The sequence below is a fragment of the Niabella yanshanensis genome (assembly GCF_034424215.1).
In the GTDB taxonomy this organism is placed as follows: Bacteria; Bacteroidota; Bacteroidia; order Chitinophagales; family Chitinophagaceae; genus Niabella; species Niabella yanshanensis.
On sequence record NZ_CP139960.1, the window covers coordinates 332,637 to 358,341 of the forward strand.

General features: G+C 44.5%; 14 protein-coding genes. All 14 read left to right on the forward strand.

What is annotated here, in order from left to right; translation table 11 throughout:
* Positions 1-8 precede the first annotated feature (8 nt).
* Entirely contained in the window at positions 9-1,352 is a 1,344-nt protein-coding gene (locus tag U0035_RS01140) for a family 43 glycosylhydrolase (protein WP_245957818.1), read from the forward strand.
* Between the two features lie 43 nt (positions 1,353-1,395).
* Positions 1,396-3,978 carry a glycosyl hydrolase 115 family protein gene (locus tag U0035_RS01145; protein ID WP_114792669.1) on the forward strand — a complete coding sequence of 861 codons (2,583 nt, stop codon included), beginning with the start codon at positions 1,396-1,398 and terminating at the stop codon, positions 3,976-3,978.
* Positions 3,979-3,982: 4 nt separating this feature from the next.
* Complete coding sequence (locus U0035_RS01150) at positions 3,983-5,116, forward strand: glycoside hydrolase family 43 protein (protein ID WP_162817989.1); 1,134 nt, start codon at positions 3,983-3,985, stop codon at positions 5,114-5,116.
* 54 nt (positions 5,117-5,170) lie between these two features.
* Positions 5,171-5,662 carry a hypothetical protein gene (locus tag U0035_RS01155; protein ID WP_114792671.1) on the forward strand — a complete coding sequence of 164 codons (492 nt, stop codon included), beginning with the start codon at positions 5,171-5,173 and terminating at the stop codon, positions 5,660-5,662.
* Positions 5,663-5,864: 202 nt separating this feature from the next.
* A complete protein-coding gene (locus tag U0035_RS01160) occupies positions 5,865-8,309 on the forward strand; it encodes a glycoside hydrolase family 31 protein (protein WP_114792672.1) in 2,445 nt (814 codons plus the stop codon).
* A gap of 43 nt (positions 8,310-8,352) precedes the next feature.
* A complete protein-coding gene (locus tag U0035_RS01165; RefSeq protein WP_114792673.1) occupies positions 8,353-9,720 on the forward strand; it encodes a glycoside hydrolase family 43 protein in 1,368 nt (455 codons plus the stop codon).
* A 41-nt stretch (positions 9,721-9,761) separates the two neighbouring features.
* Complete coding sequence (locus tag U0035_RS01170) at positions 9,762-11,804, forward strand: NPCBM/NEW2 domain-containing protein (RefSeq protein ID WP_114792759.1); 2,043 nt, start codon at positions 9,762-9,764, stop codon at positions 11,802-11,804.
* Between the two features lie 79 nt (positions 11,805-11,883).
* Complete coding sequence (locus U0035_RS01175; RefSeq protein ID WP_114792674.1) at positions 11,884-13,677, forward strand: NPCBM/NEW2 domain-containing protein; 1,794 nt, start codon at positions 11,884-11,886, stop codon at positions 13,675-13,677.
* Positions 13,678-13,722: 45 nt separating this feature from the next.
* Positions 13,723-15,702 carry a glycoside hydrolase family 97 protein gene (locus U0035_RS01180; protein WP_245957819.1) on the forward strand — a complete coding sequence of 660 codons (1,980 nt, stop codon included), beginning with the start codon at positions 13,723-13,725 and terminating at the stop codon, positions 15,700-15,702.
* A gap of 39 nt (positions 15,703-15,741) precedes the next feature.
* The gene (locus U0035_RS01185) at positions 15,742-18,366 is read left to right on the forward strand and encodes a glycoside hydrolase family 31 protein (protein ID WP_211316534.1); all 2,625 of its coding nucleotides are present in this window, start codon (positions 15,742-15,744) and stop codon (positions 18,364-18,366) included.
* A gap of 45 nt (positions 18,367-18,411) precedes the next feature.
* Positions 18,412-19,830 carry a glycoside hydrolase family 43 protein gene (locus U0035_RS01190; RefSeq protein WP_114792677.1) on the forward strand — a complete coding sequence of 473 codons (1,419 nt, stop codon included), beginning with the start codon at positions 18,412-18,414 and terminating at the stop codon, positions 19,828-19,830.
* A gap of 53 nt (positions 19,831-19,883) precedes the next feature.
* Entirely contained in the window at positions 19,884-20,924 is a 1,041-nt protein-coding gene (locus U0035_RS01195) for an IS630 family transposase (RefSeq protein ID WP_114792678.1), read from the forward strand.
* Positions 20,925-21,117: 193 nt separating this feature from the next.
* Positions 21,118-22,488 carry a glycoside hydrolase family 43 protein gene (locus U0035_RS01200; RefSeq protein WP_114792679.1) on the forward strand — a complete coding sequence of 457 codons (1,371 nt, stop codon included), beginning with the start codon at positions 21,118-21,120 and terminating at the stop codon, positions 22,486-22,488.
* A 205-nt stretch (positions 22,489-22,693) separates the two neighbouring features.
* Positions 22,694-25,528, forward strand: coding sequence for a TonB-dependent receptor (locus U0035_RS01205; RefSeq protein WP_114792680.1), 2,835 nt, complete (start codon positions 22,694-22,696; stop codon positions 25,526-25,528).
* Positions 25,529-25,705 lie beyond the last annotated feature (177 nt).

Sequence of the window (25,705 nt, forward strand, 5' to 3'; positions counted from 1 at the left end):
ACTCTATCATGATGAGAACGCTTACCATAGGAGCAGTTGTCGCAATGGCATTATCAACAGCCACCATTACAGCTTCTGCACAAAACCCCTTCATCACCAATCAATTCACGGCCGACCCGTCGGCAAAAGTTTTTGGTGACAGGGTATATGTATTTCCTTCTCATGACATTCCTGCGCCTGATGGTAGAAACCTCCGTAAAGACTGGTTTTGCATGGAAGACTACCATGTGTTTTCTTCGGAGAACCTGGTTGACTGGGCCGATCACGGCGTGATTGTTACGCAAAATAAGGTGCCCTGGGTAAAACCTGACAGTTATGCCATGTGGGCGCCCGACGCCATTGAACGCAACGGTAAATACTATTTCTATTTTCCAGCCACTCCCAAAGATTCAACCATTGGCCGCGGTTTCACTATCGGCGTAGCGGTAGCAAACAAGCCCGAAGGGCCATATATACCGGAAGAAAGACCTATTAAAGGAGTTCGCGGAATTGACCCCGGTGTTTTTATTGATAAAAAAGACGGACAAGCCTACCTGTACTGGTCACAGGGGAATCTATACGGCGCCAAATTGAAAGCCAATATGCTGGAGCTCGACTCCGAAGTATTCACCTTAAAAGATTTTCCCAAAGAAGGTCTGAAAGAAGGACCTTACGTATTTGAACGGAACGGTATTTACTATATGACCTATCCGCATGTAGAAAACAAAATTGAAAGACTGGAATATGCCATAAGTGATAATCCTTTAGGACCTTTTCAGTTTAAAGGGGTGATAATGGATGAATCTCCAACCGGTTGCTGGACCAATCATCAATCCATCATTCAGTTCAAAGATCAGTGGTACCTTTTTTATCACCATAACGACTTGTCTCCAAAGTTTGATAAAAACCGGTCTATAAGGGTAGATAGTTTATTTTTTAATGCAGATGGAACGATACAAAAAGTAACACCAACACTCAGGGGAGTAGGATTAACCAATGCTTTCAGGGAAATACAGATAGACCGTTACAGTCATATAGGCGGCGCATCTATTGATTTTATAGATACTTCGAAAAGGTTTGATGGCTGGAAAACAACCTTTGCCAAAGCCGGCGACTGGGTGCGGTACAATAGTGTTGATTTTGGCAATAAAAAAGCGGGATCCGTTACTGTTCGCGTGAAATCGGAAGCCGGCGCCTTGTTGCAGGTAAGTACCAAAGAGAATATAATAATTGCAGAAGGAGCAGTAGCCCCAAAAAGCGGATGGAACGATGTGATAATTCCTGTAAAAAGCATGCCGAAAGGAGTAAGCGATTTAATAGTTACACTAAAAACAGGAAAAGGTGTAGATGTGGATTGGATCAGGTTCAACTGAGCAGTGCTCAGACAATAAGTAAAATTGAATAACAATAAAGCTTATGTTGAGATTTAAAAAGAGCAGGTATGTAGTCACATGCGTAGCAGCCTGTTTGCTTTTTATTAACGCGGTTACAGCTCAGCAAACCAGCGGCATAACTTCTGATATCATCACCGAGAAAAGTGAAGAGGCCGGTGCTTTTCCTGTGGTAAATAACAGCAAAGCGGCGGCTCCTATCAGGTACGATGCAGCCGAGCTAAAACCTGTCATTCGCGCCATTGGCGATTTGCAGGCCGATATTGAAAGAGTTACCGGTGCTAAACCTTTGGCATCTGCAACTGCTTCATCAGCCAGCTATGAAATTGTTATTGGTACACTGGGAGTAAGTAAACTTATTAACGATTTAGAAAAATCGAAAAAACTGAACACCAAAGACCTGAAAGGGAAATGGGAGAGTTTTGTTATTACTGTTGTTGATAATCCTAAAACCAATCAGAAACAGCTGGTAATTGCCGGTAGCGACAAAAGAGGAACTATTTTCGGTATTTACGAATTGTCCAAACAACTGGGTGTGTCGCCCTGGTACTGGTGGAACGATGTGCCGGTAAAGAAGCGGGGCAGTGCTTACGTGCTGCCGGGTTATTATGCTTCAGGAGAGCCTAAGGTTAAATACAGGGGAATATTTATTAACGATGAAGAACCTGCATTTGGCGGTTGGGCTCGGGGTAAATTTGGCGGCATCAACAGCAAAATGTATGCACACATGTTTGAATTGCTGCTGCGTTTACGATCCAATTATTTATGGCCTGCCATGTGGGGTAAAGCCTTTAATGAAGACGATCCGTTAAACCCAAAGGTTGCTGATGAATACGGGATTGTAATGGGATCGTCTCACCACGAACCCATGATGAGAGCTCAAAAAGAGTGGGGCACTAACCGGAAAAAATACGGTAATGCCGAGTGGAACTATCATACCAATAAAGAAGGGTTGCTAAAGTTTTGGGAAGATGGACTTACCCGTAATAAGGATTACGATAACCTGGTGACCATGGGCATGCGTGGCGATGGTGACGAGCCTATGAAGGACTTAGGTAGTGCAGAAGCTAACTTTAAACTGCTGGAAACGATCATGCAGGATCAGCGGAAAATTATTGAAAAAGTAACTAAAATGCCGGCTAAAGCAACACCCCAGCTGTGGGCATTATATAGCGAAGTACTGGAGTATTATGACCAGGGAATGAAAGTTCCTGATGATATGATTATCCTGCTTTGCGATGATAACTGGGGTAATGTGCGTCGCCTGCCCGATTTAAACGGTAAGAGGCATCCGGGCGGGTATGGTATGTATTATCATGTAGATTTACATGGTGCGCCAAGGGCTTACCAGTGGTTGAACATGACCCAGATCCCTCATATGTGGGAGCAGCTGCAGCTTACGTACAGCTATGGCGTAGACCAGATATGGATATTAAATGTAGGTGATTTGAAACCCAACGAATACCCGGTGGATTTCTTCCTCAACATGGCCTGGAACCCAACGTCTTTCAATCAAAACAACCTGGATCAATATGCGAGGAAATTCGCTGAAGAACATTTTGGTAAAGAGCAGGCCAAAGAAGCTGCCGAAATTTTAAGTATGTATTGTAAGTACAATGCCCGTATTACTGCCGAAATGCTCGACCATCGAACCTATAATTTACAGAGTGGAGAGTTTGAGCAGGTGAAAGACGCCTACCTGGCATTGGAAACAAGGGCATTGCGCCAGTACATGGCTTTGGATGCGGCCTACCAGGATACCTATAAACAAATTATTTTGCACCCGGTAAGAGCTATGGCTAATTTATACGACATGTATTACGCGGTAGCAATGAACACTAAGCTCTCGGCAGAAAAAGACCTCCGGGCTAACTACTGGGCAGATTATGCCGACTCCTGCTTTGCCCGGGATGCCGCTTACAGCAGGGATTATAACCTTAATATTTCAGGTGGTAAATGGAACCATATGATGGATCAGACCCATATCGGTTACCGTTCGTGGGATGAGCCGAGGGGCGGCAATATGAAACCCAAGGTTACCCGTATAACTGCTGAAGAAGTCAAAACGGGCGGTTATGTCTTTAGCGAAAGACATGGGGTGGTTACCATGGAAGCGGAGCACTATTTTAATACAAAAGCCAATGCCAATACCCAATGGACTATCGTACCTGATTTAGGCAGAACCCTTTCAGCCGTTGCTTTGATGCCTTACACCTATAACACAGAGGGGGCTGCCATCAGTTATAAATTCAAACTCGACAGAAGTCCTGAAACAGTTAAGTTAAGAATGTTCTTCGATTGTACATTGCCTTTTAAAACAGGCGGGCATAAAGTTGCCGCCTCCATCACCGGAGGCAAGGAAGAAGTATGGAATATCAACGTGGATCTGAACTGGGCCAATAATTATTCTAAAATGTACCCGGCAGGCGCAGCCCGGATGATAGAAACAATAACTACGCTCCAATTGCCGAAGGCCGCAGATGACCTTCATACATTAACGATCCGTCCGCTGGACCCGGGAGTAGTGATTTATAAGATTGTAATAGATAATGGCGGATACGAGCCCACCCATCTTAAAATGCCGGAAAGCCCCTACAAACGATGGTAATTTGATGATACAACGTAATTTTATATTAATAGTTTTAGGTTTATTCCTTAAGGTTACAGCGTGGGGGCAGGAGCTGCATTCTGCAGGCGACGGTTTACGCGAGTTCAGGTATACCAACCCGATTACCAGGGATTCAACTATTTCTATGCGGGATCACTTTATTATTAAGGTAGATAGTCTTTGGTATTGTGTTGGTACTTCTAACCCGGTTTGGGAAGGGTTTAATCCGGGCGTTCGCATGCTGGTTTCTAAGGATCTCGTCAGTTGGAAACAACATTCATGGTTGATTGATGCCAGCAAATTGCCCGACGATTGTCCTTACAAAGGAAGATTCTGGGCACCTGAAATACACTTTATTCAAAATAAATACTGGCTTACGATTAATAGTGGTAGAGTAACCAAAGAAGATCCGAAGGGAATGGATACGCACCGTGTGTGGCTTTTCTCGTCGGACAAAGTTACCGGGCCTTTCGTACTGGTTAATAAAAAACCATTAACATCACAATACCATAACGATGCTACTTTATTTGAAGACGAAGATGGACAAACTTATTTTTATTGCAGTGGCAACGGAATGTGGCAGGCCAGAATAGATCTGCCTTCGGGTAAGCTCACCACAACTGTCGAAAAATTTCTGGATAAAAGACAACCAGGCTGGCCCGAATGGATGCAGGGAGGTATTGAGGGCCCCTTTGTTATTAAAAGGGAAGGAATGTACTTTATGTTTTTCTCGACCTGGACAAGAGGCTATGAAGTGGCGTTGTTGAAATCGAAAGGCCCTTTAGGCCCCTGGGAACTGGTTTCGCAGGAACCTATTTTTGGAACCAGGAAAAATGGATACCGCCCGGAGTTAGCCAGGGCAGGAGGTTACGATCACCTGCAATTTACAGACACGCAAGACCCTTACCAGGAAACCGGTCATAACGCGATGTTTATCGGACCAGATGGCAATCTATGGAGCTCCTGTCACTACTTTATGTATGAAAAAAGACCTTATCCATACAGCCAGACTTTTGAAGATTGGGAAAAGACACCGCAGATGGGGTATGAGCCGGTATATTATGAAAATGGCCGGTTTCATATAAAAGGACCCACCTGGACGGAGCAGGTGATCCGATATCTGCCTTTATCGAAATAGAAGAGATAGCCTTTCAGAAACTTGTCATTTTTTTTTAACAATAAATCTAAAAGTATGAAACAAACATTTACACGCATCATTTTTGTAGCCATGGTTACTTTGGCTACCTCCACTTTGTTTGCGCAACGCGCTGCACTTTCGGGCGAGTGGAAACTGGATGAGAAAAAAAGTGAGCTAGGCGAGTTTGCCAGGGCTGCCACTTCTGTAAAGGCAGAACAGAAAGAAGATGCAATTACTATTACAAGAGTAACACCCGGATTTAACGGTGGAGATCCGATGACTAACACCGTTACCTTAACTTTCGACGGTAAAGTAGTAGAGTCTGAAGGCTTTCGCGGTTCTAAAAGAAAATCAACGGCTAAATGGTCAGATGATGGTAAAACACTGGTAGTTAGCAGCACCATGAGCTTTGAGCGCGATGGACAAACTTCAGAGTTTAAATCTACAGAAACCTGGAGTATTACTAAGGACGGACAGCTATCAGTAGTTACACAATCCAACTCACCAAGAGGAGAGAGCACTGTTAAGGCTGTTTACACTAAATAATAATCTCTGGTCTACCCCGGAAGGCGCGAAGGACCTACCGGGGTATATTAAAGCATCCATATTGTAGATAAGTCGTTGTGGCTAGCAAACGATATAAATACTTCGTAACAGTTTTATAAATGTCATTTATACAAATATTTTCAACTATTGGTTGCTCTGCCATCTTCGCCGTAATAATATAACCTATCATAAAATTATTGAAATGAATAAAATGTTTGTGCTGTTTCTCGGTATCATATGGTCAACTTTTACGGATTGTTCGGCGCAGGAGTGGCAAAAGACTGATTGGGGAATAACGACAACAGTTGCCGGAAATGTTATTGACGTTCAATTTTATACACCCTCCATTGTAAGGATCGTAAAGTATCCGGAGGGCAAGCGGTTCGATAAAAACAGCTTGTCTGTTGTAGGTAGTCCTGTAAAAGCGTCATTGAGCGCAAAAGAAACGGGTAAACGGCTTTCCGTTAAAAGCGATAAAATAAACCTGGTTCTCGATCTGGAGTCGGGCAATATTACGTACCGTGACAACAAAGATCAATTGTTATTAACGGAGGCAGGCAGTGGCTTTGTACCTTTCGATGATATAGGCAATGCCACTTACAAGGTAAAACAATCCTTCACTTTAGACAAGGAAGAAGCTATATATGGTTTAGGCATTTTGCAGAACGGAAAAATGTCGCAACGTAACCAGGAAGTAATGATGATTCAAAATAATACCTGGGACTTTGTCACCTTTTTCCAGTCGGTAAAAGGCTATGGCATTTATTGGGATAATTATTCACCCACCAAATTTACAGACAATGCGGGGGGTACTTCTTTCGAATCAGAAGTAGGAGACGGTGTTGATTATTATTTTATTTATGGTGGCAATGCTGATAGAGTGGTGGCGGGTATGCGCAGCCTCACCGGGCAGGTGCCTATGTTCCCGCTTTGGACCTATGGGTTCTGGCAGAGTAAGGAGCGCTACAAAACGCAAAATGAAATTGTTGGCGTAGTTAAAAAATACAGGGAACTCGGCGTGCCGTTGGACGGCATTATACAGGACTGGCAGTATTGGGGAAACAATTATCAATGGAATGCCATGGATTTTATTAGTCCGGATTATCCGGACGCTAAAAAAATGGTGAAAGATATACATGACCTCAACGCGCATCTTTCCGTTTCTATATGGTCTTCTTTCGGGCCTATGACGAAACCTTACCGCGAGATGGATAAGAAGGGCATGCTATTCAACTTTAAAACCTGGCCCGAATCGGGGAGGGAAATATGGCCACCGGATACCAGCTATCCGTCAGGTGTAAGGGTTTATGATGCCTATAATCCTGAGGCAAGGGATATTTACTGGAAATATTTAAACAAGGGCGTTTTTAGTCTGGGTGTAGACGCGTGGTGGATGGACTCCAGCGAACCGGATCATCTAAGTCAAAAGCCCGGGGATATGAATACTAAAACTTACCTGGGCTCCTTCCGAAAGGTACGTAATGCCTATCCTTTAATGGCTGTGGGCGGTGTATATGACAACCAGCGCAAAGTAACTTCAGACAAGCGGGTATTCATTCTTACCCGTTCGGCATTTGCTGGTCAGCAGCGTTATGGGGCCAGTGTGTGGTCGGGCGATGTAAATTCTTCCTGGGAGTCTTTAAGGAACCAGGTTCCTGCCGGGTTGAATTTTACGCTTACAGGTAATCCCAATTTTAACTCCGATATAGGCGGTTTTTTTGCCGGGACCTATAACCGAAGCTGGAATGACGGGTCCGGCTCTAAGAACCCCCAATTCCAGGAACTCTATGTGCGTTGGCTGCAATACGCCGCATTTACACCTATGATGCGCTCTCATGGAACCGATGTGCCCCGGGAAATTTACAATTTTGGCAAAAAGGGTGAAGCGGTGTACGATGCGATCGAATCTTTTGTGAAGCTGAGGTATAGCCTGCTGCCATACATTTATTCCACGTCCTGGGATGTAACAAATAATCAGTCCAGTTTTATGCGTGCATTGGTAATGGATTTTTCTGCCGACAAAAGAGTCTGGAATATCAACAACCAGTATCTCTTTGGTAAATCTATTTTGGTAGCGCCCGTGTTACATGCCCAGTACACTCCCGAAAAAGCAGTAAGGTCCAATGAACAGACCGGTTGGGATCAGGCCGAAGCGCAGAGCAAAGACGGACCTCGTGCCAGCAGCTTTACCGGAACGCATAGGGTAAAAGTGTACCTGCCGCAGGGGACGCATTGGTATGACTACTGGACCAATGAAAAACAGACAGGCGGAAAGGATATTGAGAAAGAAATAACCCTCGCCACCATACCTCTGTATGTGAAAGCCGGCAGCATACTTCCCGCAGGGCCTGACGTGCAATTCGCTGAGGAAAAAAAATGGGATCATTTAACGATTAGGATATACCCCGGAGCCGACGGTGTTTTCACGCTATACGAAGACGAATTTGATAATTATAACTATGAGAAAGGCATGTATAGCGAAATAGGTTTCAAATGGAATGACGGGTCTCGTACGCTGGTTATTGATACACGTAAGGGGAACTTTAATGGCATGTTACTGAACAGAAATTTTAATATAGTATTACCTGACGGCAAACAGAAAACGGTGACTTATTCGGGCAAAAAAGTAAGTGTTTCTTTAAAATAGATAATAGCGCATATAGCAGATCATCTAAACAGAAAATAAAAAAATGAAATTTTTAGTCACAACTTTACTTTTAGGCTTTTGCCATTCAGTAATAGCGCAAAATCCTATTGTTCAAACAAAATACACCGCAGATCCGGCGCCCATGGTATATAATGATACGGTTTATTTATATACCAGTCATGATGAAGATGATGCTTTTGGATTTAAAATGAAAGACTGGTTGTTGTATACATCAACAGATATGGTAAACTGGACTGATCACGGTGTGGTAGCGTCATTAAAGGACTTTAAATGGGTAAACACAGATAACGGGGCGTGGGCACCGCAATGTGTGGCGCGCAATGGCAAATTTTATCTCTATTGCCCTATGCCTAATGGTATGGGCATGGGCGTACTGGTAGCCGATAGTCCTTACGGTCCTTTTAAGGATCCTATTGGCAAGCCATTGGTAAAAAATTCAGGCGAAGATATTGATCCGACTGTTTTGATCGATGACGATGGCCAGGCATACCTTTATTGGGGGAACCCGAATCTTTGGTATGTGAAACTGAATGAAGATATGATTTCGCTTGCGGGACCGGTTACCAAAGATTCATCTATGGCAAAAGTGAAAGGTTCACCAGATCCGTTTCATTACCAGGAAGGTCCCTGGGTCTGGAAGAGAAATGGGATTTACTATATGGCGTACGCATCTACCTGCTGCCCGGAAGGAATCGGCTATGCAACGGCAAAATCACCTGTCGGTCCCTGGAAGTACGGCGGCATGATCATGGATGGCGACCAACGATCCAGCGGCAATCACCCGGGCATTATAGATTATAAAGGTAAGTCTTACGTTTTCGGATTTAATCATCTCCTTAGAATGAAAACCATGAGCAAACATCACGAACGTCGCTCAGTAAGCGTTAAGGAGCTCAAATATAACCCGGATGGAAGCATTCAAAAGCTTCCTTTCTGGACGTCGGAGGGCGTTAAACGCGTGGGAACTATTAACCCATATAACAAAGTCCAGGCCGAAACTATTGCCTACAGTGAGGGACTCAAAACGGAAATGGTCACCGAGTGGGAACGTTATCAACCTTATAACAGGGGACGGGTAATAGCGGATCGCGTCATTGTTACATCCATCAATAATGGTGACTATATTAAGGTGCAGGGGGTAAATTTCTCAAAGGGAATCAAATCTCTTGATGTTTCGGTGGCGGCACTTTATGGAGGTAAGATAGAGGTACGTACCGGCACTATAAACGGCCCTCTATTGGGGGTGGTAAACATTACAGGTTCGGGTGAAGGTGACGTATGGAAAACTGTTACAACGCCCATGAAATCTGTGAAAGGAATACAGGACCTGTATTTTGTTTTTAAGGGAAATAATGACCTGTTCTACTTCGACTGGTGGCAGTTTCATTAATAGTACGATTGGTAATGATATTAAAATGAATGATGATGATGATGACAAAGTTTTTTGAAAAGCGATGGCTATTGATGTTATTAGTCATGCTGGCAGCGATTACCGGTAACAAGGTTAATGCACAAAATAAGGTGTGGCTCGATCAGTTGGATTTAAGCGTGGCTACACAAGGCCATGGTAAACCAGGCGTTAACAAATCTGTAGATGGGAGGCCGCTCACCATCGCCGGTAAAGTATTTGAAAGAGGTTTTGGAACGCATGCAGAAAGCTCTTTGCTTATAAAGCTTGATAAAAAGGTGTCTAAGTTTTCGGCCCTGGTAGGTTTAGATGATGAAATGAAAGGACAAAGACCCGCTGTCGAATTTGAGATATATGCTGATGATAAGAAAATATGGTCGAGTGGTGTCATGCATTTGGGCGATGCCGCCAAACCGGTTTCTGTTTCTTTATCGGGCGTTGATAAACTGGAATTAGTGGTAACAGATGGAGGCAATGGGCCTTATTATGATCATGCCAATTGGGTGGATGCTGTATTTGAAACGGATGGCGTAACAACATTGGCCACCTTCAATCCGGTTGCATCTGAACCGTATATTCTTACGCCGGAATCACCTGTTTCGCCGCGTATCAATGCGGCTACCGTATTTGGTGTACGTCCGGGATCTCCTTTCCTGTTTAGAATTCCGGCTACCGGTGAAAGGCCGATGGTTTTTTCGGCGGCCAATCTTCCCCGGGGATTGCAGCTGGATACTAAAACCGGTATCATTACCGGCCGAATTTCCCAAAAGGGAACGTACAACGTGGTACTGGGGGCAAAAAATGCAAAAGGTAAAATAACTAAGAAGCTTCGCATTGAGTGCGGAGATAAGATTGCATTAACGCCAACAATGGGTTGGAACAGTTGGAATTGTTTCGGACACGAGGTTTCTGCTGATAAAGTAAAACGGGCAGCCGATGCTTTGGTTAAATCAGGATTGATCAACCATGGCTGGAATTACATCAACATCGATGATTCCTGGCAATTTAACAGGGACGGAAAAGATCCGTCTTTCCAAGGTGAAATGCGCGATGAAAATGGCTATATCCTTACCAATTCCAAATTTCCGGATATGAAAGGACTAACGGATTATTTTCATAGTCTTGGTTTAAAAGCCGGTATCTATTCATCACCCGGCCCCTGGACCTGCGGCGGTTGTGCAGGAAGTTATGGTTATGAAAAGCAGGATGCCGAAAGCTATGCAAAATGGGGATTCGATTATCTGAAATACGACTGGTGCAGTTACGGAGGCGTGTTGAATGGCTTGCCCGAGAATGATCCGGGAAAAGTTGCTTCACTTAATTTTCAGGGTGGGCGAGATTTGGATAAAGGTGTGAAACCATTTAAACTAATGGGCGATTTATTAAAAAAACAGCCTAGAGATATTGTGTACAATCTTTGTCAATACGGGATGGGTGATGTATGGAAATGGGGAAATGACGCCGGAGCGCAATCCTGGCGTACCACCAACGATATTACCGATAGCTGGTCAAGCGTGAGGGGTATTGCGCTTGCCCAGGATAAAGCAGCGCCATGGACAAAGCCTGGTAACTGGAACGATCCGGATATGTTGGTGGTAGGCGTTGTAGGCTGGGGGAATGCACACCCCAGCCGTCTGAAGCCCGATGAGCAGTACCTGCATATCAGTTTATGGAGTATTTTCTCCGCACCATTGCTTATAGGCTGCGATTTGGAAAAACTAGATGCGTTTACCTTAAATCTTCTGACAAACGATGAAGTGATCGCTGTAAACCAGGATGCGCTGGGGCAACAGGGCACCTGCCTTCAAACCATCGGTGACCTCCGTATTTATGTAAAGCAACTGGAGGATGGGAGCAAGGCTGTAGCCTTCGCAAACTTTGGAAGAGATAAAGTAAATATTTCATACAAGGATTTCGACAAATTGGGCATCAAAGGAAAACAAACCGTTCGTGATTTGTGGAGACAAAAAGATATAACCAGGTTAGATGTCGGCAAGGATGCGATATCTCTGGAAGTTCCCGTACATGGTGTATTGTATAACAAGTTTCGCGCTGCCGGTAAGTAAAACTTACGCCGGCTTTACATTGCCTCCTTTCTGGAGTAACATATACGAATTTTAAAAGCACTACAAAATCGGCTATTACATGAAAATAAGAAGAATATCATTGTTTGCACTAAGTGTGTTATTTACATTAACCGGTTTAAAAGCACAGGAAAAAACCGGTTTCCTTAATTGGGCGCCAAGTCCTCCGCTGGGCTGGAATAGCTGGGATATTTTTGGTACCACGGTAACCGAACAGCAGATCAAAGACCAGGCGGATGCGATGGCCATACACCTGCTTCCCAGCGGGTATCAATACCTGACCGTAGATATACAGTGGTATGAGCCTGAAGCAAAAGGGCACTACTATAATCCCAAAGCAATCCTCACCATGGATGAATATGGTCGCCTAACTCCCGGCTTAAAAAAATTTCCTTCGGCAGCCGGTGGAAAGGGTTTCAAGCCATTAGCTGATTATGTTCATTCAAAGGGACTGAAATTCGGCATCCACATTATGAGGGGCATTCCCCGCCAGGCGGTGGAAAAGAATACACCTGTTTTAGGTACTGCTGTGAAAGCGCAGGATATTGCATTGAAAAGTTCAATTTGTCCCTGGAACCCCGATATGTACGGGGTAGATGCCACTAAACCCGAAGGAAAGGCTTACTACAATTCTATTATACAAATGTATGCTGATTGGGGGGTGGATTATATTAAGGTAGATGATATCTCCAGACCATATAATAATGTACAAAAGGCAGAAATAGAAGCTATCCGGAATGCCATTGATAAAACCGGACGACCTATTCTGCTGAGTCTATCCCCCGGTGCAACACCGGTTACCGCTGGTGATCATGTAAAAGCACATGCCAACCTTTGGCGCATTACCGATGACTTTTGGGATCGATGGGGCTTACTGTATGCCATGTTTGAAAGGCTAGACGCCTGGACACCTCATCGCGGACCCGGGCATTTTCCTGATGCAGATATGCTGCCGATAGGAGTGATCGATTTTAACAGACCCACTAATTTCACCCGGGATGAGCAATATACCTTAATGAGCCTGTGGGCCATTGGAAAATCGCCACTCATTTTTGGCGGCGATATGACCAAACTGGATGCCTTTACAAAAGAAATGCTGACCAATTCCGAAATGCTCAAAGTAAACCAGGAAAGCATAAACAACCGGCAGGTATCCAGAGATAAAAATCTGGTAGTTTGGACGGCCGACGTGCCCGGAAGTAAGGATAAGTATATAGCGCTGTTTAACGCGCAAAACAAAGGAGATAATATCGATTTTAATAACGCCGATTATGCAAGCCCGGTAATTGCGGGAAACGGCAGTTTACAAAAAGTGGAAGTGTCGGTAAAGAACGGTAAAAAACTCGTGCTGTTTGTCAAAGACGGGGGTAATGGTTTTGACTGGGATCATGTGGCCTGGGTAGACCCGGTATTGACCGGTCCTAAAGGAACACTGAAACTTACTGATATGAAGTGGATCAGTGCATCCGCCGGCTGGGGCGAGGCCCGTGTGAATCGTACTTGTGACGGGCAGCCGCTTCTTATCAATAACCAGCCTGCGAATGGCATAGGCACGCACGCAGAATCTGTTATTGTTTATGAGCTACCCGAAGGCTACGATACTTTTTCGGCCACCGGCGTTGTGACTAAAGACGAAGGATCGGTGGTATTTGGTGTTTTTGTAGATAAGGGGAGCATTGATCTGCCGGCAAAAGCCCATGTATCCGTCGATTTCAATGCTATTGGTATGAAAGGTAAAATCAAAGTGAGGGATCTGTGGGACCATAGGGACCTCGGGGTTTTTGACAAAAAATTTGGACGCGATCTACCATTACATGGTGCTGGTCTGTATCGCCTTACACCGGTAAAAAAATAAAGGTGTACTTCCGGCTGCAATCAGGGTACCGGTTTAGATATTGCAATGATCGCAGTATTAACGCATCTGCTTAGAGAAGTATTAACTATGAGGTTTTCATTCGTGTTTTTGTTTTTAATGAGCGCTTTTGGTGCACTTACCTACAATGCAGGCGCGCAGCAGGCGGTAGTGACATCTCCCAATCAAAAAATCGCAGTAAGCTGCATTACACCGGCCCGCCAGGATGACGGGTTGTGGAGTCTTAAAATTGATTATAAAAAGGGTGACAGAATAACTCAGGCAATACCGGCAATAGAATTAGGATTAGTGCTGAATGGAATGGATTTTTCGCTTGGGCTTCGCCTGGTTAAGGTAACCAAGCCTGTTGTCATCACCGATAAATATGCCGTTCCGCATGGTAAGAAACTGGAAAGAAACAACTCGGCTAACCAGGTAACAATGTCTTTTGAAAACAGGTCGAAAAAGAAGCTGAACGTTATTGTTCGTGCGTACAATGACGGAGTTACCTTCCGTTATGAACTGGATGAAAAGCAAGGGAATTATATAGTTAACGACGAACTGACCGCTTATTCTATAACGCCCGAAACCAACCGGTGGCTTGAAAAGTGGAATCCGGCTAATGAAGGATTGTATGTCAATATGAGTAATGATAAGGTAAGGCAGGACGAGTGGTGCTACCCGGCGCTGTTTAGTACCAGGGATAGTTCCTGCTGGTTTCTGTTACATGAGTCAGATGTAAATAAAAATTACTGCGGTACCAAACTAAGCAACACGGCTGAGAAGTCAAAATACAAACTTACGTTTCCTAACCCTAAGGATGGCAGAGGCACAGGGGAACCATTGCCTGCTGTAACCCTTCCCTGGCGGTCTCCCTGGCGCGTAATTATTATGGGTAGCCTGGCTGATGTGGTAGGTTCAACGCTCGTGGACGACGTGGCAGCACCCTCAAAAGTTGCCAATACAGATTGGATAAAACCCGGGCTGGTGTCATGGAACTACTGGTCGGACAATCATGGTACGCGGGATTTTAAAACGGTATGCGCCTTTGCTGATTTGGCCGCAGCAATGGGTTGGCCCTACACCTTACTGGACTGGGAATGGGATGCGATGACCAATGGAGGAAACCTGCAGGATGCCTTAAAATATATACATTCCAGAGGTGTAAAACCGCTGATGTGGTATAACTCCGGGGGTGACCATACCTGGGTGGGCGCTACTCCCAAAGATAGAATGCTCACACACGAGAACCGGGTAGCAGAATTTAAAAGGTTGAAAGAATGGGGTGTGAAGGGGGTAAAAATAGATTTTTTCGAAAGCGAAAAGCAAAGCATGATCCAATACTACCTCGATATACTGGAGGATGCGGCCTCTTTCGAAATCATGGTTTACTTTCATGGATGCATCGTTCCCCGCGGATGGGCCAGAACTTATCCGCATTTAATGACTTATGAAGCGGTAAGAGGTGCTGAATGGTATAATAATGGTCCTGAGTTTACCACATCAGCTCCCGAACACAATACGATACTTCCTTTTACGCGCAATATAGTGGGCGCAATGGACTACACACCTGTTACTTTCACCAATTCTCAATTTCCGCATATTACTTCCTATGGCCATGAAATGGCATTGTCCGTCTTATTTGAGTCAGGATTGCAGCATCTCGCAGACAGGCCTGAAGGTTATTATGGTTTACCCGACGCGGCCAGGCATTTTTTAAGAAATGTGCCCGTAGCATGGCACGATCTGAAATTGTTGGACGGGTATCCTGGAAAGGATGTAACGCTAGCCAGGAAAAGGGATCATAGCTGGTATATAGGTGGGATTAGCTCAGAAGGACGGGAGAAGCGAAAGAATATCAAACTTGATTTTTTAGAGCAAGGTGTAAAGTACCGGCTCACATTGATTACCGACGGTAAACACGATAAAGAATTGATAACTGCTTATTCTGTTGTGGATAATAAGGCAAGCATCAATGTAAAAATGTTGCGAAGGGGCGGTTTTGTGGCGGTGGTAACCCCCCTGTAGACGAATGTGTGTGTAGCTAATATTTAATTATTATAAAAAATGAATCTGTTAAAAAGGCGTTGTTCGACAAAGATGGCATTGTCGATAGCCGTGTGTTGCCTGTCTCTCTTGCTGCGGGCGCAGTCTTATCAATCACATGTGATGCAAAAGGGAAAGCTCTCTATTCAGTTAACCGGGGGAGTGTTATCTGTTGCACCCGTTACTGAAAAAGCTATCAGGGTACAATGGCATAAAGATTTGAAGGAAGAACGGGAATTTGTTCTGATACATACGCCCGCCGCTGTTGCCGCCAGGTTTTCGGAGACGCCGAAAGTGTTAAAACTAAGTACCAGTGCGGTTTCTGTCATTTTTGATAAGAAAAACGGCGCTCTAAGCTTTACTGATAAAACGGGTAAGGTCTTCTTGAGTGAAAAGGGGGGGAGCCGTTTTTTAAAACCCAATACAGTCGAAGGGCAGGCCTGCTATGTGGCAGAGCAATCTTTTTGTTCACCGCCCGATGAATCTCTTTTTGGTTTAGGGCAGTTTCAGGACGGGCATTTTAATCTTCGTAATGTATCCCGTAAACTTACTCAGGTCAATTCGCAAATAGCGATACCATTTTTATATTCCAGTAAGGGTTACGGCTTATTGTGGCACCAGTATGGTCTTACAGAGTTCAATCCGGCTGACCGGTTAATATCCCTTCAAAAGCAGGATACGACTTCGGGAGACAAAGGTCAGATAGAAGTAACTACCACCTCCGGTACCCAGCGTGTATCGCGCCAGCAGGCCGTATACAAGGGAAGTTTTACAGTTGAAAAAGACGGAGACTATACAATGATGCTTGACCTGGGAAATATGGAAAGCCGCCATTTGCTGGTAATTGACGGCATTACGCACATCGATCAATCCAACCAGTGGTTACCTCCCGCCGCAAGTAAAATAATACCCTTAAAAGCAGGCCGGCATACTGTACAGCTTATCTGTAAAGCCAGCAATACACCCAAATTATCCTGGAAGCCGGCAGGCAACGAAACGGTTTTTCGTTCTATCAATGCTAAGGCGCTGGATTATGTGGTTTTTTGGGGCAAAGATGCCGACGAAGTAATTGGCAATTATCGCAATGTGTCCGGTCATGCTCCCATGTTACCGTTATGGGCCTATGGCTTCTGGCAATGCAGGGAACGATATACTTCAGATAAGCATCTGATACAGACCGTTGAGGAGTTCAGGAAAAGAAAGTTGCCGCTCGACGTGATTGTACAGGATTGGCAGTATTGGGGTAAGTATGGTTGGGGAGTGCCAAAATTTGATGAGGCCAGTTTCCCCGATCCCGATAAATTCATTAAAAAATTACACGATCTGAATGCAAAATTCTCGGTTTCGGTTTGGGAGAATCTGGATAAGAAATCAGAAGTGGCTAAGCCATATCTGGATAAAAATCTGTATATCGCTAATAGCCCGTGGATTGATATTTACAATCCTGAAACACGGCAAACCCACTGGAATGCGCTAAATAATAACTTATTTAAAGAGGGAGTTGATTCGTGGTGGATGGACGCTACCGAGCCGGAGAATGATGCACTGGTGGGGAAACAAACCTATTACGGGTTGGGCGATTTTTACCGGTTAACCTATCCTCTTTTTGTAAGCCAGGCCGTGTATGACGGGCAGCGAAAAACAGATCCGGGTAAGCGGGTAACCATTCTTACCCGTTCGGCATTTGCGGGCCAGCAGCGTTTCGGCACTATTAACTGGAGTGGTGATATCGGCTGGGACTGGGATGTGTACCGGCGCCAGATCGTTGCCGGGCTCAACTTTTCTCTTACCGGAATGCCATACTGGACTACCGATATCGGAGGTTTCTTCCGCCCCGGGAGAGAGCAATACACAGATAAAAATTACCATGACATTTTAACCCGTTGGTTTCAGTGGAGCACCTTTAATACCATCTTTCGCATGCACGGTTACCAAACGGAAACGGAACCATGGAAATATGGAGCAACGGTAGAAGCGAACATGCGTAGCATGCTCAACACCCGCTATCAGTTGCTGCCCTATATCTATTCCTCGGGATGGCAGGTGTCGAGCAAGGGTTCAACTATTTTAAGACCATTGATTATGGACTTTAAAGAGGATGCAAAAGCTATCCTCCAGCCCTATCAGTATATGTTTGGGAAAGCCTTGTTAGTAGCCCCGGTAACAGAAGCAGGTGTATCCCAATGGGAGGTCTATCTGCCCAAAAATCAGGGGTGGTTCGATTTCTGGACGCATCAGCATTTTACCGGGGGACAAACGGTGAAAGCAGCTGCTCCCCAGGATAAAATTCCGGTGTTTGTAAAAGCGGGCGCCATATTGCCAATAGGAAAAGTAATGCAGCATAGTTCAGAGAACCCAGGTGATACACTGGAGCTCCGCGTTTATAAAGGTGCTAACGGGCAGTTTGAGCTTTATGAAGACGAGGGGGATAATTATAATTATGAAAAAGGCCAATATGCCACTATCCCTTTCCAATGGGAGGAGGCGTCTGGTACGTTAACAATAGGCGCCTCTGCAGGCCACTTTAAAGGGCAGTTGAAAACGAGGATCTTCAAGGTAGTTTTCTTCGGTGGGCGGAATACCCCGGGCAAACCTGCAGCCAGGCATATTATTTATAAAGGCAAGCCCATACAGATCAAAGGATAAAGCGGATTATCATAAAATTTAATTGGTAACAATACATATATAAGTATGACAAAAAATAGATCTTTTTTTAGTACAATAGCGTTGCTATTAGTGGGCGGGTCTTTAACGGCTCAGAACCCCGTTGTTCAAACGAATTATACACCCGATCCGGCGCCCATGGTATATAAGGGACGCGTTTACATGTATACCGGCGACGATATACCCGGCTTTGATTTTTATTATATGACAAAGTGGAGAGTATATTCTTCTGCCGATATGGTAAACTGGACAGATCATGGAGTGCCTATCGCCCTGGAGTCTTTTACATGGGCAAGGGACAGAGCCTGGGCTGCGCAGTGCGTGGAGCGCAATGGCAAATTTTACTGGTATATCTGTGCACAAACCATCAATAATGATATGGCTATCGGGGTAGCGGTAGCCGATAGTCCCACAGGTCCTTTTAAGGACGCCATCGGTAAACCACTGATCAGCACCGGCAGCTGGTCGAATATCGATCCTACAGCGTATGTCGACAATGACGGCCAGGCCTATTTATACTGGGGTAACGGAAGCCTTTCTTATGTTAAGCTGAATAAAGATATGATATCTTATTCGGGAGATATTGTAGAAGTGCCACAAACGCTCGAAACATTTGGCGGCGTAAGAAGACCCAGAGGTGGACAGAACAATCAGAATGCCCAGGCAGCGCCGGCGGTACCCAATAAGGATATGTTTGTAGAAGGTCCATGGTTTTATAAACGCAATGGCACCTATTACCAGATGTTTGCCGGCATGGATAAGGGAAAGGAGACCTTGTCTTATTCCATTAGCAACGGTCCGATGGGTCCGTGGAAATACCAGGGCAGGATTATGGCAGATCAGCCAACCAATAGTTTTACCAATCACGGCGGCATTATTGATTTCAAGGGCAATTCATATCTTTTTTATCATACAGGTTTGTTAAAGGGAGGGGGCAGCTATGGCCGTTCTTCTGCAATAGAAACCTTTAAATATAACAGCGACGGTACCATACCCCCGGTTACCATGACTAAGGAAGGCGTTCAACCGGTGGGCACACTCAATCCCTATAATCGGGTGGAGGCCGAAACCATCGCCTGGTCGGAAAAATGTACGACAAGCGAAATGGGAAAAACGGGCGTATATGTTTCCGGAATTCGCACCGGAGGCTATATAAAGGTACGTTCAGTTGATTTCGGAAAAACAAGTCCCAAAAGTTTCTCGGCTGCTGTTGCCGCAGGGCTTGATGGTGGTATTCTTGAAGTACGCATTGACAGTGTGGGCGGAACCCGGCTGGCCACTGTGAAAATACCGCGTACCGGCGGCTGGAAAACATGGAAAACGCTTACAGAAAACGTAGTAACACCCGTAACAGGTGTCCGTGATGTGTACCTGGTGTTTAAGGGAGAGAATATCACTGCGGGGCGGGAACTGTTTAATTTTGACTACTGGATGTTCAATAAATAAGCTATACTAGTGTAAAGAATACTAAGTTATATTAGTATATTTGATTTAAGAAGATGGCCAAACGTCAACCTTTAGAGATAAGCGAAGAGGAGTTATTGGAATTAGAAACGATATCCCGCAGCAGTAAAGCGGAGAAGCGTATGGTCGAAAGATCAAAGATTATCCTGCTATGGCAATCCGGGAGTAGTTTTGCACAAACACAGGCAATTCTTGGAGTAAGTCAAATGGTTGTAAATAAGTGGCGCAAGCGATTTATTAAATACCGGATAGAGGGTCTGCGAGATGCTCCGCGGAGTGGTAAGCCCCCGGTGTTTTCAGCAGCGACAAAGGCAACAGTAATTAAACTGGCCACTCGTAAACCTAAAGACGGATATACATCATGGAGTCAGCGTCGCATAGCAAAGGAAGTGGGTATGAGCCAGGGCAAAGTGCAGCAAATATTAAAACAGGCCGATTTAAAACCCCACAAGGTGGACTATTGGTGTGGGAAGAGTACGGATGTGGAATTTGAGAACAAAATGTTGAACATTGTTGGCCTGTACATGAATCCGCCTGAAAATGCCCTTGTATTGAGTGTTGATGAGAAAACACAAATACAAGCTTTGGATCGCACTCAGCCCTTGCTGCCACTAAAAACAGGACGGCCTAAAAGATTGACTTCAACTTACAAACGTAATGGAACAGTTGCTCTATTAGCTGCCTTGTCGGTACATAAAGGAGAAGTTACGGCCAGAACAGTAGATAAAAATAACGCACAGAATTTCCTTTTGTTTTTGAAGGATTTGTACCGCAAGTACCCAGGTAAGCACCTTCATGTAATTGTAGACAACCTCACGGTTCATAAGCACAAAATGGTTGTGCAATGGGTGACCTCCAAGAGGAGGATGACCCTACACTATACACCAACCTATTCATCCTGGTTGAATCAAATCGAAATATGGTTCAATATTCTGACAAAAGATGTATTAAAGGGAGGTGTTTGGAAATCAAAAAAACAGCTTGTTGATCAGCTAATGGAATACGTGAAAACTTATAATGAGCAGAGAGCAAAACCTTTTAAATGGACTTATACTGGACAACCCCTCGCTATTTAATACTAAACTAATTTAATGATCTTTACACTAGTTCACCCTACAATAAAAAAACCGGTTGTAACCGGGTACCGGCAGTGGGTAGTTAATCTTGGTTATTTACTTGCAAATTGGCAAGCATTACTAATTGAAATAGCAATCAGCCTTTGCGATTGCCGCAAAAGTGTAACTGAAATTTTTAAAAAATAAATATAAGATGATGCGTTTTTGGAGTAAGATAGTGATAGCCGCAACGATAATGTGTTGTGGACTACCCGGCTTACGGGCTCAAAACCCGATTATACAAACCATGTACACGGCGGATCCGGCGCCAATGGTATATAACAACCGGTTATATGTGTACACCACCCATGATGAAGATGCTTCCACCTGGTTTACAATGAATGACTGGAAGGTGTATTCAACCAATGATATGGTTAACTGGACCGACCATGGTGTGATCCTGTCTTATTCCGATTTTGAATGGGGTAAGGGCGATGCCTGGGCTGCACAGTGCGTAGAAAAAAACGGTAAGTTTTATTTGTATGTTCCGATGATTTCGAAAATCAATAACCGGGGGGCTATCGGCGTTGCCGTAGGCGACAGCCCTATGGGGCCCTTTCACGACCCGTTGGGAAAACCTTTGGTGCAAAGTGAATGGGGCGATATCGATCCGACGGTTTTTATTGATGATGACGGGCAGGCGCATATGTATTGGGGCAACCCCCAACTCAAATATGTGAAGCTAAACGAGGATATGATCTCTTATTCGGGTGAGATTGTGGAAGTACCTATGACCGAAGCGTCTTTTGGAAAGCGCGACGGAGATCCCAAGCGGCCTACGAAATATGAGGAAGGTCCCTGGCTTTACAAACGCAACAGTCTCTATTACCTGTTTTGGCCGGGAGGCCCCTTGCCCGAATTTATTGGTTATTCTACCAGCAAAAGTCCGCAGGGCCCCTGGAAATATGGCGGCACCGTAATGCCTGCGGAGGGAAAGTCTTTCACCAATCATCCTGGAGTCATTGATTTCAGAGGTAAAACCTACTTCTTTTACCACAACGGGGCTTTACCGGGCGGCAGCGGCTTCACCCGTTCGGTTTGTGTCGATGAATTGAAATTCAATAAAGACGGTTCCATAACTCCTTTTAAAATGACCGAAGGCATTACAAAAAGCATTGCGCCATTAAGCCCTTACCAGATGGTGCAGGCAGAAACGATATCCTGGTCTGAAGGGGTCAAAGCCGCCCAGAATCAAAAGGTAGGGGTTTTTATCACCGCTACGAAGAACGGCGCTCACAGCAGTGTTAAAAATGTGGACTTTGGTACTACCGGAGCCTCGTCGTTCTCAGCAAGGGTAGGTACCACACATAACGGGGGTGTTACAATGGAGATCCGGCTCGACAAACCTGATGGTCCGCTGGCCGGAACTTTAAAAATACCCATGACAGGAGGAAGCGACCGTTGGGCGATAACCGACCTGAAGCTCGAGAACAAAATAAATGGGGTGCACGATCTGTTCTTTATTTTCAAGGGCAAAGCGCCTGTAAATATCATGTATATCGATTACTGGCGGTTTATACAGTAATCATAATCAGCCTTTCGGGTGAAAAAGCATCTATTTTAAAATTTATTGAAATCGATATCATTTTATTAAATATTAATCTTGCTTACTGTGCGTTATTATACCTATAATTTAATGTTTTCTAAAATTGCAATCGATTTCTATTTTTATAGAGAAACGGGCGAAGGGATTGGCAGGTTTCAGCGTCAAACCGCGTAACACAAATTTTATGAGACTTGCTGGATTTTTCTTGTTTATGATGCTTGGCATTAGCGGATATGCGCAAACTATAAAAGGTACTTTGATGGATCCTGTGGAAGGGATTGCGGTAAAGGGCGTAACAATTCAGTTACTGAAAGCTTCAGACAGTGCTACGCTGAAGACAACAATGTCCGATTCTTCGGGCACCTTCCTGTTTGCTAACCTCGAACCGGGTAATTATGTGTTAAGGACAACAGCAATAGGCTTCGAAGCGTTTGCCAGGGCTGTTTCATTAACAACGGCCGAGCCATCGGTTGATATGGATGATGTTTATATACCCAAAAAAACAACAACACTGGAAGGAGTGGTCATAGTAGCGAGTGCGCCGGCAGTAAGTCAGAAGGGCGATACCACCCAGTTTAGTGCATCTCAGTATAAAGTAAATCCCGATGCTACCGTTGAGGATCTCATTAAAAAAATGCCGGGTATAACGGTAGGCAGGGATGGAACGGTAACAGGGCAGGGGGAGCAGGTCAGGAAAGTAACCGTTGACGGTAAGGACTTTTTTGGCGATGATGCCAATATGGCCTTACGGAACCTGCCTGCAGAAGTAGTAGATAAAATACAGCTTTTTGACCGGCTAAGCGATCAGGCACAGCTTACCGGGTTTGATGACGGCAATACCCTGAAGTCTATCAACATTGTTACGCGCGGAGGCATGCGCAACGGGCAGTTCGGGCGCATTTTTGCGGGCTATGGTACCGATAATACTTATACCGCCGGAGGAAATACCAGCTTCTTTAAAGGCGACCGGCGTTTTACCCTCATCGGGAATTTCAACAATATTAATATTCAAAATTTTGCACAGCAGGATTTATTGGGTATGATGAGCGGCGGTGGACGCGGTGGACGTGGCGGATTTGGTGGAGGAGGCTTTGGCGGCGGTTTGGGTGGCGGTATGTTTTTTGGCCAGGCCGGCGGCATCAATACTACCAATGCATTCGGTTTGAATTACTCCGACAAATGGGGTAAGAAAATAAATGTAAGCGGTTCTTACTTTTTCTCGAATGGAAGAAATGTAAATGAAACCGAGACCTTTTCACCTACAATTACCCGGGACGGAAGGGTATTGAATCTTACCACCAGAAACGCTTCTGAGTCTAATAGTAACAATCACCGGTTCAATATGAGGTTTGAGTATAAACTCGATTCGAGCAATACGATTACATATATCCCCAGCTGGAACTTCCAGGATAATACCAGCCGCTCCACGAATTATACTTCGGCTATCTATGCCGATGGGGATAGCTCTTACATCAGCGATGCCTCCGGCAATTCCAACCGAAATGGTTTTAATATCGGGAATAACCTGATGTATCGCCGCGCTTTCAAAAAGGCAGGAAGAAGTTTCTCTTTATCATTGCAGGCTAATTTCAGTAAAAACGATGGAGAGAATTTTAATCTGACTAATATAGACAAATACGAAGAAATTAACCTGCCCAATGTGCGCGATCAGTACCGTACCAATCCAACCAACAGTGCCAGCTATTCAGCCCGTATGAATTTCACCGAACCTTTAGGCAAGAATGGTATATTGGAATTGAGCTATACACCCGCTAAACGTATTAATAAACGCAACCAGGAAACTTTTGATTATGATGGCGCCGGTTATACTTTACCTAATATACCTCAGTCCAACCAGTTTGAGAATACGGTGGTGACGCATAACGGAGGCTTTAATTACCGCCTGGGCCGCGGAAGAGATAATCAGCTTTCGGCAGGATTCGATCTCCAGTATTCAAACCTGTATAGTGAAAGGACAAGACCTACTATAGGTAAAGTGGATCAGAATTTTTTCGCTTTTCTTCCGAACCTGATGTGGAATAAAAAGGTAGGCAAATATGGCAATGCCCGCGTTTTCTATCGTTCGGGCACCGATTTTCCTTCTATAGACCAGCTGCAGGATGTTATCGATAGTTCCAGCCAAACCAGCATTATTGTGGGTAATCCCAGTTTGCAGCAGGCTTACAACCACCGTGGTACCCTGCGGTATATATATGCTAATACAAAAAATAGTAACAGTATCACGGCTAATGTATCGTTCAACCTCATCGATAAGTATATTTCTACGGATGTGGTAAATGACAAGGGTATTACTAATACGACCTATATTAACCTGGACGGATACCGTAATTTTTCCGGTTTGCTGGTGTACGCTTTTCCCGTTAGGTTCATCAAGTCAAATTTCAATATAACCAGCAATTACAGTTATGGAAAAACGCCCAGCAAGTATAACGGCGTTACGGGCTTCGTAACCCGTAATACCTTTGGCGGCGGCGTTGTGTTAAGCAGTAACGTTAGTGAATTCGTAGACTTTACAGTGAATTACGATATTAACTACACGCAAACCTCCAGTACGCTCAATAATGCGAGTGCCGGTCAAAATTATCTTCAGCAAAGTCCGGGCGCCAACCTGAACCTGCTGTCAAAATCAGGTTGGTTTTTTAATTCAAGTATTGCTTATCAAAATTATAAGCTTGAAAATGCGGAAGGGGTGGAATATACCTTGTGGAATGCCGCAATAGGTAAAAAATTCCTGTCCAAAAAACAGGCGGAGCTAAAGCTTTCTGTATTTGATATCCTAAAACAGAATAATAATTTTAGCCAGACCCTTAACAATTTTAACCTGATTCAAACAACAACAACGCGTGTGTTACAACAATATTTTATGCTGACGTTTACCTACAGCCTGCGCAACTTCGGTAAAGCTAATACTGCTGCACCAGGCGGTGACTGGAGGGGCGGGAGTAGCCCATTTCCCGGAAGGCCACAGGGAGGACCGCCATCATTCCGGGGTCAATAAATATTTCTTCATATAGCAAAGCAAAGGGCCGGGGGTTTTCTAATCAGCGGCCCAATTTTTTATACATACATAAGTACGCACTTTCTCAATGGGAAAAGCAAGGAATAAAAAAATCAGCCTCAATAATGCAATCGATTGCATTATTGTTTTATCTTTATTTGTCTGTAATACAATTAA

What these genes read in the sequence shown, in the direction of transcription:
- U0035_RS01185 (WP_211316534.1), top strand. Translation starts at nt 15,742, where the DNA reads ATGAATCTGTTAAAAAGGCGTTGTTCGACAAAGATGGCATTGTCGATA.
- U0035_RS01195 (WP_114792678.1), top strand. Translation starts at nt 19,884, where the DNA reads ATGGCCAAACGTCAACCTTTAGAGATAAGCGAAGAGGAGTTATTGGAA.
- U0035_RS01150 (WP_162817989.1), top strand. Translation starts at nt 3,983, where the DNA reads ATGATACAACGTAATTTTATATTAATAGTTTTAGGTTTATTCCTTAAG.
- U0035_RS01205 (WP_114792680.1), top strand. Translation starts at nt 22,694, where the DNA reads ATGAGACTTGCTGGATTTTTCTTGTTTATGATGCTTGGCATTAGCGGA.
- U0035_RS01140 (WP_245957818.1), top strand. Translation starts at nt 9, where the DNA reads ATGATGAGAACGCTTACCATAGGAGCAGTTGTCGCAATGGCATTATCA.
- U0035_RS01200 (WP_114792679.1), top strand. Translation starts at nt 21,118, where the DNA reads ATGATGCGTTTTTGGAGTAAGATAGTGATAGCCGCAACGATAATGTGT.
- U0035_RS01170 (WP_114792759.1), top strand. Translation starts at nt 9,762, where the DNA reads ATGACAAAGTTTTTTGAAAAGCGATGGCTATTGATGTTATTAGTCATG.
- U0035_RS01155 (WP_114792671.1), top strand. Translation starts at nt 5,171, where the DNA reads ATGAAACAAACATTTACACGCATCATTTTTGTAGCCATGGTTACTTTG.
- U0035_RS01190 (WP_114792677.1), top strand. Translation starts at nt 18,412, where the DNA reads ATGACAAAAAATAGATCTTTTTTTAGTACAATAGCGTTGCTATTAGTG.
- U0035_RS01165 (WP_114792673.1), top strand. Translation starts at nt 8,353, where the DNA reads ATGAAATTTTTAGTCACAACTTTACTTTTAGGCTTTTGCCATTCAGTA.
- U0035_RS01180 (WP_245957819.1), top strand. Translation starts at nt 13,723, where the DNA reads ATGATCGCAGTATTAACGCATCTGCTTAGAGAAGTATTAACTATGAGG.
- U0035_RS01175 (WP_114792674.1), top strand. Translation starts at nt 11,884, where the DNA reads ATGAAAATAAGAAGAATATCATTGTTTGCACTAAGTGTGTTATTTACA.
- U0035_RS01160 (WP_114792672.1), top strand. Translation starts at nt 5,865, where the DNA reads ATGAATAAAATGTTTGTGCTGTTTCTCGGTATCATATGGTCAACTTTT.
- U0035_RS01145 (WP_114792669.1), top strand. Translation starts at nt 1,396, where the DNA reads ATGTTGAGATTTAAAAAGAGCAGGTATGTAGTCACATGCGTAGCAGCC.